At 74.4% G+C, this 12,937-nt stretch carries 10 protein-coding genes and 1 pseudogene; 8 read left to right on the top strand and 3 right to left on the bottom strand.

Annotation, left to right across the window (positions count from 1 at the left end; translation table 11 throughout):
• Positions 1–105: 105 nt before the first annotated feature.
• Complete coding sequence (locus ACFVFS_RS25055) at positions 106–2,643, top strand: ATP-dependent Clp protease ATP-binding subunit (RefSeq protein WP_380626962.1); 2,538 nt, start codon at positions 106–108, stop codon at positions 2,641–2,643.
• 48 nt (positions 2,644–2,691) lie between these two features.
• Here ACFVFS_RS25055 and ACFVFS_RS25050 read toward each other — a convergent pair whose 3' ends face one another.
• Complete coding sequence (locus tag ACFVFS_RS25050; RefSeq protein ID WP_380626932.1) at positions 2,692–3,564, bottom strand: metallophosphoesterase family protein; 873 nt, start codon at positions 3,562–3,564, stop codon at positions 2,692–2,694.
• A gap of 156 nt (positions 3,565–3,720) precedes the next feature.
• Between ACFVFS_RS25050 and ACFVFS_RS25045 the strand changes: the two genes are divergently transcribed.
• The 5 genes and pseudogenes from ACFVFS_RS25045 (at position 3,721) to ACFVFS_RS25025 (ending at position 9,578) form a co-directional block, all read left to right on the top strand.
• Entirely contained in the window at positions 3,721–4,581 is an 861-nt protein-coding gene (locus tag ACFVFS_RS25045) for a serine protease (protein WP_380626931.1), read from the top strand.
• Positions 4,582–4,737: 156 nt separating this feature from the next.
• The gene (locus ACFVFS_RS25040; RefSeq protein WP_380626930.1) at positions 4,738–6,201 is read left to right on the top strand and encodes a S28 family serine protease; all 1,464 of its coding nucleotides are present in this window, start codon (positions 4,738–4,740) and stop codon (positions 6,199–6,201) included.
• A gap of 207 nt (positions 6,202–6,408) precedes the next feature.
• On the top strand, positions 6,409–7,038 hold the full coding sequence (locus ACFVFS_RS25035) for a TetR/AcrR family transcriptional regulator (RefSeq protein ID WP_380626929.1): 630 nt from the start codon (positions 6,409–6,411) through the stop codon (positions 7,036–7,038).
• Complete coding sequence (locus ACFVFS_RS25030; RefSeq protein ID WP_380626928.1) at positions 7,022–8,659, top strand: acyl-CoA dehydrogenase family protein; 1,638 nt, start codon at positions 7,022–7,024, stop codon at positions 8,657–8,659. Before ACFVFS_RS25035 ends, ACFVFS_RS25030 begins: the two co-directional genes overlap by 17 nt.
• A pseudogene (locus tag ACFVFS_RS25025) lies at positions 8,656–9,578 on the top strand (amidohydrolase family protein). The gene ACFVFS_RS25030 and the pseudogene ACFVFS_RS25025 overlap by 4 nt, the downstream one beginning before the upstream one ends.
• 3 nt (positions 9,579–9,581) lie before the next feature.
• Here ACFVFS_RS25025 and ACFVFS_RS25020 read toward each other — a convergent pair.
• On the bottom strand, positions 9,582–10,394 hold the full coding sequence (locus tag ACFVFS_RS25020; protein WP_380626927.1) for an inositol monophosphatase family protein: 813 nt from the start codon (positions 10,392–10,394) through the stop codon (positions 9,582–9,584).
• Positions 10,395–10,492: 98 nt separating this feature from the next.
• Here ACFVFS_RS25020 and ACFVFS_RS25015 point away from each other — a divergent pair, with 98 nt between their 5' ends.
• Together ACFVFS_RS25015 and ACFVFS_RS25010 are read left to right on the top strand one after the other, a co-directional pair.
• The gene (locus ACFVFS_RS25015) at positions 10,493–11,497 is read left to right on the top strand and encodes an Lrp/AsnC family transcriptional regulator (protein ID WP_380626926.1); all 1,005 of its coding nucleotides are present in this window, start codon (positions 10,493–10,495) and stop codon (positions 11,495–11,497) included.
• A 105-nt stretch (positions 11,498–11,602) separates the two neighbouring features.
• Positions 11,603–12,022, top strand: coding sequence for a hypothetical protein (locus ACFVFS_RS25010; RefSeq protein WP_380626925.1), 420 nt, complete (start codon positions 11,603–11,605; stop codon positions 12,020–12,022).
• Between the two features lie 61 nt (positions 12,023–12,083).
• Here ACFVFS_RS25010 and ACFVFS_RS25005 read toward each other — a convergent pair whose 3' ends face one another.
• Complete coding sequence (locus ACFVFS_RS25005) at positions 12,084–12,920, bottom strand: helix-turn-helix domain-containing protein (RefSeq protein WP_380626924.1); 837 nt, start codon at positions 12,918–12,920, stop codon at positions 12,084–12,086.
• Positions 12,921–12,937 lie beyond the last annotated feature (17 nt).

The following is a 12,937-nucleotide window of genomic DNA, read 5'->3' as shown; positions in this document are numbered from 1 at the left end:
GCAGGCCGGCGCCCGGTCCGGCGCCCGGTCCGTTCGACGGGCGGGGGGTTGCGGGGTGTGTTTGTGTGGGCACCAACCGCTTGGGAGAGGTGACCTTCCGTGACCATGCCGCCGTTCGGCTCGAACGACCCCTTCTCCGATCTGCTCAGCCGGTTCTTCGGAATGAGCCCGCTCGCCTCCCCGCCCGCCGTGCAGCGGGTGCCGATCGGGCGGCTGCTCAGCGAGTCGGCCCAGGAACTGCTCGCCACCGCCGCCCAGCGGGCCGCCGAGGACGGCGGCAGCGATCTCGACACCGCGCACCTGGCCTGGGCGGCCACCCGGGTGGAGCCCTCGCGCCGGATGCTGGAACGGGCCGGGATCGACCCGGACCGGCTGGCGGGCGACCTGGAGAAGGCGCTGCCCTCCGGGGACGCGCAGCCGGAGCCGGGCGGTCCGCCCGCGCTCACCCCGTCCGCCAAGCGGGCGCTGCTGGCCGCGCACGCCAGGTCGCAGGGCGCCGGGGTCTCGTACATCGGGCCGGAGCACATCCTCGGCGCCCTGCTGGAGGAGGAGCGCTCGGGCGCCGGGGCCGCGCTGCGCAACGTCGCGCCCTCGCAGGAGGCGCTGCGCACCGTGCTGGACGGCCGGGGGGTGGGCGGCGAGCGCAGCCGGGGCGGCGCGCAGGAGAGCCGGACGCCGACGCTCGACGAGTACGGGCGGGACCTCACCGAGGAGGCCGGGTCCGGCCGGCTCGACCCGGTGGTCGGCCGGGCCGAGGAGATCGAGCAGACCGTCGAGATCCTCTCCCGCCGGACCAAGAACAACCCGGTGCTGATCGGCGAGCCGGGGGTCGGCAAGACGGCGATCGTCGAGGGCCTGGCGCAGCGGATCGTCTCCGGGGACGTCCCGCAGAGCCTCAAGGACAAGCGGGTCGTCACCCTGGACCTCACCGCGCTGGTGGCCGGCTCCAAGTACCGGGGCGAGTTCGAGGAGCGGCTGAAGAGCGTGATCGACGAGGTCACCGAGGCCGAGCAGAGCGTGATCCTGTTCCTCGACGAGCTGCACACCGTGGTCGGCGCGGGCAGCGGCGGCGAGGGTTCGATGGACGCGGGCAACATCCTCAAACCGGCGTTGGCCCGCGGCGAGTTGAGCGTGGTCGGCGCGACCACCCTGGACGAGTACCGCAAGCACGTCGAGAAGGACGCCGCGCTGGAGCGCCGCTTCCAGCCGGTGCTGGTGCCGGAGCCGAGCGTCGAGGAGACCGTCGAGATCCTCCACGGCCTGCGCGACGCCTACGAGGCGCACCACCAGGTGCGGTTCACCGACGAGGCGCTGGACGCGGCCGCCACCCTCTCCGACCGCTACGTCAGCGACCGCTTCCTGCCGGACAAGGCGATCGACCTGCTGGACCAGGCCGGCGCCCGGGTGCGGCTGCGCAGCCTGAGCGGCTCCACGGTCGCGATGCCGGTCCAGGACCGGATCACCAAGCTGCGCCGCGAGCTGGAGGAGGCGGTGGCGGACGAGGAGTTCGTCCGGGCCGCCAACCTGAAGACCGAGCTGCGGCAGACCGAGGACGAGCTGGCCGCGATCGCCGAGTCGCGCGAGGAGGTCGTGGCAGTCACCGCGGAGGACATCGCCCAGGTGCTCTCCCGCCGCACCGGGATCCCGGTCGCCGAGCTGAACGCGACCGAGCGCGAGCGGCTGCTGAGGCTGGAGGAGCACCTGCACGAGAAGGTGATCGGCCAGGACCAGGCGGTCACCGCGGTCGCCCAGGCGGTGCGCCGGGGCCGGGCCGGGATGGGCGATCCGGACCGGCCGACCGGCTCCTTCCTGTTCCTCGGCCCGACCGGGGTCGGCAAGACCGAGCTGGCCAAGGCGCTGGCCGCGCTGCTGTTCGGCGACCCGGACCGGATGATCCGCTTCGACATGAGCGAGTTCCAGGAGAAGCACACCGTCTCCCGGCTGGTCGGCTCGCCGCCCGGCTACGTCGGCTACGACGAGGCGGGCCAGCTCACCGAGGCGGTGCGCCGCAAGCCGTACAGCGTGCTGCTCTTCGACGAGGTGGAGAAGGCCCACCCGGACGTCTTCAACCTGCTGCTCCAGGTGCTGGACGACGGCCGGCTGACGGACGCCCAGGGCCGCACCGTCGACTTCCGCAACACGGTGGTGATCATGACGAGCAACATCGGCTCGCAGCGGATCCTCGACCACGCGGGCGCCGTCGACGAGATCAGGGACGACCTGATGCGGGATCTGCGCGGTCGGTTCCGGCCGGAGTTCCTCAACCGGATCGACGAGGTGATCGTCTTCCACGCGCTCGCCCGCAAGGACCTGCTCCAGGTGGTGGACCTGCTGCTGGAGCGCTCCCGGCGCCGGCTCAAGGCCCAGGACATCGACCTGGAGGTGACCGAGGGGGCCAAGGAGTGGCTGGTGAACCGCGGCTACCTGCCGGAGTTCGGGGCCCGGCCGCTGCGCCGGACGATCCAGCAGGAGCTGGACAACCGGATCTCCAACCTGCTGCTGGACGGCACCGTCCAGGAGGGGGACACCCTCCTCGCGGAGGTGTCGGACGGCGAGCTGACGGTGGCGCTGGCGCGGCCGGAGCGCTCGGCGACCTTCGCGGAGGCGGAGGCGGAGGCACAGGCGCGGGCCCAGGCCGAGTGAGGGGCCCGGGCGGCGCACCGGAGGAGCCCGGCGCGCCGCCCGCTCCGGTCAGGCGTCCGGGAAGACCTCGCGCAGCAGCGGGTCCGGTACGCCGCGCTTGCCCCACTCGCGCGGGTAGCCCAGCGACACCTCCTCGAACGGGATCCCGTCGTAGACGGTGCGCCGGGGGATGTGCAGGTGCCCGTAGATCATCGTGGCGGTGTTGAACCGGCGGTGCCAGTCCGCCGTCAGCTCGGTGCCGCACCACTGGGCGAACTCGGGGTACCAGAGGACCTCGGTGGGCTGGCGGACCAGCGGGTAGTGGTTGACCAGGACCAGCGGCAGCCCGGGGTCGTGCTCGGTGAGCCGCTTCTCGGTCAGCCGCACCCGCTCGCGGCACCAGGAGTCGCGGTCCGGGTACGGGTCCGGGTGCAGGAAGCGCTCGTCCGCGCAGACCACGCCGGACTCGTAGGCGGCGGCCAGCGACTCCTCCTTGGTGGTGGTGCCCGGGGCCCGGAAGGAGTAGTCGTACAGCAGGAACAGCGGGGCGACCGCGACCGGGCCGCCCGCGCCGGTCCACACCGGGTAGGGGTCCTCGGGGGTCACCACGCCGAGCTCGCGGCAGATGCCCAGCAGGTGCTCGTAGCGCTCGACGCCGCGCAGCTGGACCGGGTCGTTGGGGTGGGTCCACAGCTCGTGGTTGCCGGGGGCCCAGATCACCTTGGCGAAGCGCTCGGCGAGCAGGCCCAGCGCCCAGCGGATGGTGGTGGTGGACTCGGCCACGTCACCGGCCACGATCAGCCAGTCCTCGGGCGAATCGGGCCGCACCTGTTCGAGCAGCTCGCGGTTCTGCTGGTACGAGACGTGCAGGTCGCTCACGGCGAGCAGCCGGCCCCCGCTCCCTCCCCGCCGCGTGGCGTCCGCGTGGTTGTCACCGGCCATGTCAGTCCCCCTGGTGGTCGTCCCTGCCGTCCCGGTCACAGTACCGGGGTCCGGCGGCCGGAACACGGTGTCGGGATCTCCGGACGCTGTTCGATCCCTTGACAGGGCGTCATGTCCGCGCCAGCTTTGGGGCACCCCCACACCGAGAGGTCTCTCATGAAGAAGCCGCTCATAGGCATGCTGGCCGCGCTCCTCACCGCCGGGGCGACCGCCCTCGCCGGAGCGCCCGTCGCGACCGCCTCCACCACGGCCGGTGCGGAATCGGCGCAGGCCGGCAAGGTCGCCGCCGTCAACTTCGCCGGCACCGTGGCCCTCAGCAACTGTTCCGGCTCGCTGATCAGGTTCCCCGGCTCCGCCGCCGGCGACCCGGCGCTGGTGCTCTCCAACGGCCACTGCCTGGAGACCGGCATGCCCGGCCCCGGCCAGGTGGTCGTCAACCAGGCCTCCAGCCGCACCTTCACGCTGCTGAACGCGAGCGGCGGATCGGCGGGCACCCTGCGCGCCACCAAGATGGTCTACGGCACCATGACCGACACCGATGTGTCGATCTACCAGCTGAACACCACCTACTCCGCCATCCAGTCGAGCTACGGCATCGCCCCGCTGACCGTCGCGGCCACCCACCCCGTGCAGGGCACCGCGATCAAGGTCGTCTCCGGGTACTGGAAGCGGATCTACTCCTGCTCGGCCGACGGCTTCGCCTACCGGCTCAAGGAAGCGGACTGGACCTTCAAGGACTCCCTCCGCTACACCTCCAGCTGCAACGTCATCGGCGGCACCTCCGGCTCGCCGGTCGTCGACGCCAACAGCGGCCAGGTCGTCGCGGTGAACAACACCATCAACGAGAGCGGCCAGCGCTGCACCCTGAACAACCCCTGCGAGGTGGACCAGAACGGCGCGGTGACGGTCCGCCGGGGCATCGGCTACGCCCAGGAGACCTACCTCATCCCCGCCTGCTTCGGCCCCGGGAACAGGCTCGACCTGACCCGGGCCGGCTGCGCCCTGCCCCGCCCCTGACCAGCACGTTCGTCCCCGATGGGCCATCCGCGACCGGCGGGTGGCCCATTCGGCCGTCTATCGGACGGCCCGGTCCGGCCGGCGGCGGTGTACCCGCCGCCGGAGCGTGGTACGGACCACAGCACCACCCAGTTCCGTTGACCCGATGGAGAGTTGATGACCACCACGATGAGAAGGCTGCTGGTCGCCGTTCTGCTGATACCGCTGCTCGGCCTCGGCCTGGCCCCGACGGCGCTCGCCGCCGGGCCGCAGGCCCCGGCCGCCGCGGCCGGCTCGCCCGCCGACGACCCGTCGGCCGACGTCAAGGCCCGCCTGGCGGCGATCCCCGGGATGACCGTCACCGAGGAGCAGCCCACCACCACCGGCCACCGCTACTTCCTGCTGACCTACACCCAGCCGATCGACCACAAGCGCCCCTGGCTGGGCACCTTCCAGCAGCGGCTCAGTGTGCTGCACCGCGGCTACGACCGGCCGACCGTCTTCTACACCAACGGCTACACGCTGCGCACCGCGCCCACCCGCACCGAGCCGGCCCGGCTGGTCGACGGCAACCAGGTCTCCATCGAATACCGCTACTTCACGCCGTCCCGGCCCGCGCCCGCCGACTGGACCAAGGCCGGCATCGAGCAGGCGGCCACCGACGCGCACCGGCTGATCACCGCGCTCAAGCGGATCTACCACCACGAGTGGCTCTCCACCGGCGCCTCCAAGGGCGGCATGTCCTCCACCTACCACCGCCGCTTCTTCCCGGACGACGTGGCCGGCACCATCGCGTACGTCGCGCCCAACGACGTTAACGACCGCGAGGACTCCGCGTACAGCCGGTTCTTCCAGAACGTCGGCACCCCCGAGTGCCGCGCCGCGCTGACCGCCACCCAGCGTGAGCTGCTGGCCCGCCGCGACCGGCTGGGGGCCCGCTACGCCGCCGACAACACCGCCGCCGGCTCCGCCTTCACCACCATCGGCAGCGCCGACCGGGCCTACGAGCTCGCCGTGCTGGACTCGGTGTGGGCGTTCTGGCAGTACAGCCTGGAGGCCGACTGCGTGAAGGCCCCGGGCGCCGCCGGCACCGACGACGCGCTGTACGCCTGGCTCGACGCGCAGGTCGGCATCACCGGCAACAGCGACGAGGCGCTCGCCGGGTACACCGCGTACTACTACCAGGCCGGCACCGAACTGGGCTCGCCCTCCTTCGACGTCTCGGCGCTCAAGGGTCTGCTGCACTACGACTACAAGGAGCTGTACGCCCCGCGCACCTACGTGCCGCGCGGCATCCCGATGCGGTTCGACCCGTCCGCCATGCGCGACATCGACCGCTGGGTGCGCACCTCCGCCGAGCGGATCATCTACGTCTACGGCCAGAACGACCCGTGGGGCGCCGAGCCGTTCCGCCTCGGCCGGGGCAGCGAGGACAGCTACGTCTACACCGTGCCCGGCGGCAACCACGGCTCGAACATCTCCAGGCTGCCGGCCGCCGAGTCCGCGGCGGCCACCGCCAAGGTGCTGGAGTGGGCCGGCCTCGGCTCCGACGCCGCCCGCGCGCTGAGCGGCGGCTACCAGGTGCCGCCGATCGGCTCGCTGGACGAGGCGGGACTGCAGCAGGACCGCGTCCGGCTGTAGTCCGCCGCGCGCACCCGGTGCTCCGCGTTCCGTACGGCTGAAGCACGACCGAAGCACGACCGAAGCACGACCGAAGCACGACCGAAGCACGACCGAAGCACGACCGAAGCACGACCGCGAGGGCCGCCCGGCACCGGGCGGCCCTCCGCCGTTCCCGGGCCCGCGCGGTCCCTTCCCGAAGCAGTGAATCAGTGCTTCACTTCTTCCATGGCCTACCGACGCACCCCCGCCGTGCAAGCCCGCCTGGACGCCCAGCGCGAGGAGGTGCTCCAGGCCGCGGTCGGCCTGCTCGCCGAGCGCGGCTACGGCGGCTGCAGCATGGCCGCGGTCGCCGAGCGCGCCGGGATCGCCACCGGCTCGATGTACCGGCACTTCGCGAGCAAGACCGAGCTGTCCGTCGAGCTCTTCCGCCGGGTGGTCACCCGCGAGGTCGCCGCCGTGCACGAGGCGGTCACCCGTCACGACACCCCCCGGGAGCGGATCGCGGCCGTCGTCGAGACCTTCGCCACCCGCGCCCTGCGCGCCCCCCGGCTCGCCCACGCACTGCTGGTCGAACCGGCCGACACCGCGGTGGACGCCGAACGCCTGGTCTTCCGCCGCACCTTCCGCGACGTGCTCGCCGCCGAGATCGCCGCCGCCCTCGCCGCGGGCGGGCTGCCGCCCCAGGACCCGCAGCTGACCGCCGCCGCGATCGTCGGTGCGACCGCCGAGGCCCTCACCGGCCCGCTCGCCGCCGCACCCCCGCCCGACTCCCGGACCACCCCCGACGCGGTGGTCCCCGCCCTGGTCACCTTCACCCTCCGATCTCTGGGAGTACGCGATGACAGCCACGCATGAGGTCACCAACCAGGTCCCGCTCCCGTACGGGCACGACACCGCGGCCGACCCCGCGCTGCTCGCCGCCCTGCACCGGGCCGGCGCCGGCTGGGCCGAGCCCGAACTGCGCGCCCTCGGCCGGCTGGCCGGCTCCGAGCAGGCCGCCGAGTGGGGCCGGCTGGCCAACGAGAACCCGCCGGTGCTGCGCACCCACGACCGCTTCGGCCACCGGATCGACGAGGTCGAGTTCCACCCGTACTGGCACGAGCTGATGCGCACCGCCGTCGGCCACGGCCTGCACGCCGCCCCCTGGCGCGACGACCGCCCCGGCGCGCACACCGCCCGCGCCGCCAAGTTCCACGTCTGGGGCCAGGTCGAGGCCGGCCACACCTGCCCGGTCTCGATGACCTACGCCGCCGTCCCCGCCCTGCGCGCCACCCCCGCGCTGGCCGCCGAGTTCGAGCCGCTGCTCGCCGCCACCGAGTACGACTTCGGGCTGCGCGAGCCGCACGGCAAGCGCGGCCTGATCGCCGGCATGTCGATGACCGAGAAGCAGGGCGGCTCCGACGTCCGCACCAACACCACCACCGCCGTCCCGCACCCGGACGGCGGCTACCGGCTGACCGGCCACAAGTGGTTCACCTCGGCGCCGATGTCCGACCTCTTCCTCACCCTCGCCCAGGCACCCGGCGGGCTCAGCTGCTTCCTGCTGCCGCGCGTCCTGCCGGACGGCACCCGCAACCGGCTGCGGCTGCAGCGGCTCAAGGACAAGCTGGGCAACAAGTCCAACGCCTCCGCCGAGATCGAGTACGACGAGGCCCACGGCCTGCTGGTCGGCGAGGAGGGCCGGGGCGTGCGGACCATCATCGAGATGGTCAACATGACCCGCCTGGACTGCACCATCGGCGCCGCCTCCGGCATGCGGCTCGGCGCCACCCGGGCCGTCCAGCACGCCCTGCACCGCCGCGCCTTCGGCCGGGCGCTGGTCGACCAGCCGCTGATGCGCAACGTGCTCGCCGACCTGGTCGTCGAGTCCGAGGCGGCCACCACGGTGGCGATGCGCCTGGCCCAGGCCACCGACGCCGCGCTCGCCGGGGACGAGCAGGAGGCGCTGGTGCGCCGGCTCGGCCTGGCCGTCGCCAAGTACTGGGTCTGCAAGCGCGGTCCGGCGCACGCCGCCGAGGCGCTGGAGTGCCTGGGCGGCAACGGCTACGTCGAGGAGTCCGGGATGCCCCGGCTCTACCGCGAGGCGCCGCTGGTCTCCATCTGGGAGGGCTCCGGCAACGTCGCCGCCCTGGACGCGCTGCGCGCCATGGCCAGGCACCCGGAGACCGTCGACGCCCTGCTCGGCGAGCTGGACGCCGCCGCGGGCGCCGACCGCCGGCTGGACGCGGCCGTCGCCGGGCTGCGCAAGCAGCTCACCGACCTCGACCAGCTGGAGTACCGCACCCGCCGGCTGGTGGAGGCGATGGCGCTGGCCTTCCAGGGCTCGCTGCTCGTCCGGTACGGGGACCCGGCGGTCGCCGACGCGTTCTGCGCCTCCCGGCTGGGCGGCGACCACGGCGCGGCCTTCGGCACCCTGCCGACCGGCCCGGACGTCGAGGCGATCATCGACCGCGCCAAGCCGGTGCCCGCCGCATGACCGTGCCCGACCCGGCCGTCGAGGCGGCCGGGGTGCGCGCCTTCTGGCAGCGCCTCGGCCTGCCCGGCCTCATCGACGTCCACACCCTCCCTCCTTGCCCGCCCTCGGGCAGGAGGGGCCCACCATGCCGCAGAACGTCCTCGACAAGGTGTGGGCGTACTTCGACGCGGCCGGCCCGCTGACCGGCCGCCCCTGGCCGATCACCTACCGCGAGGCGGAGGAGCGGCGGGTCGCCCGGCTGCGGGAGTTCGGCGTCCGGGCGTTCACCGCGATGCTCTACCCGCACAAGCCCGGGATGGCCGAGTGGCTCAACGCCTGGGGCGCCGACTTCGCCGCCCGCACCCCCGACTGCCTGGCCACCGCCACCTTCCACCCCGAGCCCGGCGCCGCCGGGTACACGGCCCGGGCGCTGGAGGGCGGCGCCCGGGTGTTCAAGGCGCACCTCCAGGTCGGCGGCTGGGACCCGCGGGACGGGCTGCTCGACGAGGTGTGGGGCCTGCTCGCCGAGACCGGCACACCGGTGGTCACCCACTGCGGCTCCGGCCCCGTCCCCGGCAAGCACACCGGCCCCGGGCCGATCGGGGAGGTGCTCGCCCGGCACCCCCGGCTGGCCCTGGCCGTCGCCCACCTCGGGATGGACGAGTACGCGGACTTCCTCGGCCTCGCCGAGCGGTACCCCGGGGTCCGGCTGGACACCACCATGGCGTTCACCGACTTCGCCGAGCGGGACGCGCCGTTCCCGCGCGCCGAACTGCCCCGGCTGCGGGCACTGGGCGACCGCGTCCTGCTGGGCAGCGACTTCCCCAACATCCCCTACCCGTACGGGCACCAGCTGGAGGCGCTGGACCGGCTCGGGCTGGGGGAGGAGTGGCTGCGCGCCGTCTGCCACGACAACGCGGCCGCCCTGTTCGGGATCTGACACTCAGTCAAGATCTTTGAGGAGGGGCAGTGCCCGGGCGTGCAGACCGGGCGCGGCGGCCAGGAAGCCGTCCGCGGCGGGCGTCCAGGCCGCCCCGGCGGCGTCGGTCACCGCCGCGCCCGCCTCCGCCGCGACCAGCGCGCCCGGCAGCAGGTTGGGCGCGTCCGGCCCGAACTCCCAGAACAGGCCGAGGTGTCCGGAGCCGACCTGGGCCACCTGGAGCGAGGTCGGCCCGAGGTTGCGCACCGCGAGCACCGCGCCCGCCACCGCCGACAGCGAGGCGCCGGCCCGGCGCAGCGCCACCGGGTCGCGGGCGACCAGCGGCGGCTGGCCGGTCCCGGCCACCGTCGCCGCCAACTCCCGCTCCACGGCCGCGATCGGCCGCCCGTCCAGCTCGGCGCCGCCGCCGCGCACCGCCCGGTAGGTGGCCCCGAGCTGCGGTGCGTGCACCACCGCCAGCACCGCCGCGCCGTCCCGCACCAGCGTCGCGGTCACCGCCCACTGCGGCAGGGCGAGCAGGAACTGCACCGCGCCGTCCACGGCGTCGCACAGCCACCACTCGCCCTCGGCCGGTACCGCGCCCTCCAACTCTCCGCCCACCCAGCCCGCCTGCGGGCGCAACCCAGCCAGCCGGGAACGGAGTTCGGCCGCCGCCGGGCCGTCCAGCGCGGCGAACCGCGCGGTAGCCTCCTCCAGGGTGAACGCCGGGATCGGCCCGGCCGGGCGGCGGGCGGCCAGCCGCGCGCCCACCTCCCGGACCGCCGCCTCGACGCCCGCCAGCAGCTCACGCAGTTCCCGCACCTCGTCGTCGCTCATCGTCCCTCTCCCGTTCGTCCCGGTCGCACGGTCCAGGAGTACCGTCGGGGCGGCCGGACAGGACGCGAACGGCGAAGAAGCGACGGAGATCGGACATCATGGACGTCACAGCTGCTGATCCGGACACCGTGCTGGACACCCTGGACCGCCGGCTGGTCTGCGCGCTCCAGGTGAACGGCCGGGCCGGGGCCGGGCGGATCGCCGAGGTGCTCGGCGTCTCCCCGCGCACCGTCACCCGCCGGCTCGCCCGGCTCCAGCAGACCGGCCTGGTCCGGGTGGTCCGGATGCCCGATCCCGAGGACGCCGCGGTCGGCGCGCTGCTGCTGCGGATCCGGGTGCTGCGCGGCAAGGCCGACACCGTCGCCCAGGCCCTCGCCGACCGGCCGGACGTGCCGTTCGTCGACGTCATGCTCGGCGGCCAGGAGATCGGCGCGGTGATGCTCGGCGACTCCGGCGGCCGCGACCGCCTGCTCTACGGGCAGCTGCCCGCCACCGCCGCCGTCGCCGAGACCACCGTCCACGCCGTGCTGCACGCCTTCGCGGACGCCGGCCAGTGGCGCTCCGGCCACCTGGGCGAGGCCGAGGCGGCGGCGCTCGCCGACCCCCCGGCCGTCCGGCCCGCCCCGGGCGGGGTGCCGCGGGAGCGGCCGGACGAGCTGGACCGCGCGCTGCTGGCCCGGCTCGGCGAGGACGCCCGGCAGTCCCACGCGACGCTGGCGGCGGCCGTCGGCACCCCCGAGTCGACCGTCCGGCGCCGGCTGCACCGGCTGGAGGGCGCCGGGCTGGTGCGCACCCATGTCACCGTCGACCCGCGGCTGTTGGGCCTCGCCGTGGACGCCAACCTCTGGCTGGACGTGCCGCCGGGCCGGCTCGCGGCGGTCGGCGCGGCGCTGGCCCGGCACCCGCAGGTGCACGGCGTCCTCGCGACCAGCGGGCCGGCCAATCTGATGGCCGCGGTGTTCTGCCCGGACCACCGCGGGCTCTATCGGTTCGTCACCGACACCCTCGGCCCGCTCGGCGTCGGCCGGGCGGAGACCACGATCGTGGCGCGGGCCGTCAAGCGGGCGGGCGTCACCCTGCGGCGGCCGCGCGCCCGGGCATGACCTCGGAGGTCATCGACGTCCGCTCAGCGCCCCGGCACAGTGGTGCCCACCCGGCGGCGGCACCGCCGACCGGGATCCCACCCCAGCCCCGGAGGCCGATCCGCCATGTCCGCGCACACCCTGACCACCACCCCCCGCACCGCCTCCGCCTCCCGGACGGCGCTGCGCCGGTGGCTCGCCCTCGACGCCGTCGTCAGCGGCGGCAACGGCCTGGCCTACCTGGCCTTCCCCGGCCCGCTCGGCGAGCTGCTGGGCGTCGGCCGCTCCACCCTGCTCGAACTCGGCGCCGTGCTGGCGGTGTTCGGCCTCGCGGTCGGCCTGCTGGCGGCCCGTCCGCAGCCGCCGGGCCTCGCGGTGCGGGCGGTGATCGACATCAACCTGGTCTGGACGGTGCTCAGCGTGGCGGCGATGGAGCTGTGGTTCGAGCCGACCACCGCCGGCTACGTCTGGATCCCGCTCCAGGCCGCCACCGTGGCCCTCTTCGCCGCCCTCCAGTTCACCACCCTCCGCCGCCTGCCCAACTGACCCCCGCCCGCCCCGTTCCCCGCCCGCTCCGTCCGACGCCCGCTCCGTCCGACGCCCGCCCCTACCGCACGGCGCCCACGGCGGCCTGGAGGTAGGCGGCGGTCTCGGGGTCGGCCGGGAGGAAGGTCTCCATCGCCAGCTCGGAGACCGTGACGTCCATCGGCGTGTTGAAGGTCGCGATCGTCGACAGGAACGACAGCACCCGCCCGTCGTGGGCGATCCGCAGCGGCAGCGCGAACGGGAACAGCTCGGTGATGTCCTCCTCGTCCCCGTCCGCCGCCGCGGCGGGCGGCTCGGGGTAGGCCCGGACCTCCTCCAGCAGCGCCCGCAGCGGCTCCGAGCGGACCAGCCCGACCTGCTGCTCCATCCGCTCCAGCAGGTGCCGCCGCCACTGCCGCAGGTTCACGATCCGCGGCGCGACGCCCTCCGGGTGCAGGGTGATCCGCATCGCGTTGAGCGGCGGCTCCAGCAGGTGCGGGGCGACCCCGGAGAGCAGCAGCCCGAGCGCCCGGTTGGTCGCGAGGACCTGGAAGGTCCCGTCGACGACCAGCGCCGGGTACGGGTCGTGCGAGGCGAGCAGCCGCTCCATCCCGGAGCGCAGCGCGGACATCGCCGGGTCGTCCAGCCGCTTCTCCGGGTAGTGCGGCGCGTACCCGGCGGCCAGCAGCAGCGCGTTGCGCTCGCGGACCGGGACGTCGAGGTGCTCGGCGAGCCTGAGCACCATCTCCTGGCTCGGCCGGGCGCGGCCGTTCTCGATGAAGCTGATGTGCCGGGCCGAGGAGTCCGCCCGCAGGGCCAGCTGCAACTGGCTGAGCCGGCGCCGCTCCCGCCAGCCGCGCAGCAGCACGCCCACACCCGTCCCGGCGGTCTCCGGCCCCATCCCCACCATGATCGTCATGGCCGGACAGTACTACC

This window comes from Kitasatospora sp. NPDC057692 (assembly GCF_042799475.1).
In the GTDB taxonomy this organism is placed as follows: domain Bacteria; phylum Actinomycetota; class Actinomycetes; order Streptomycetales; family Streptomycetaceae; genus Kitasatospora.
The sequence above is the reverse complement of the archived record's forward strand: the minus strand, read 5'-3'. Positions and strand labels throughout refer to the sequence as shown.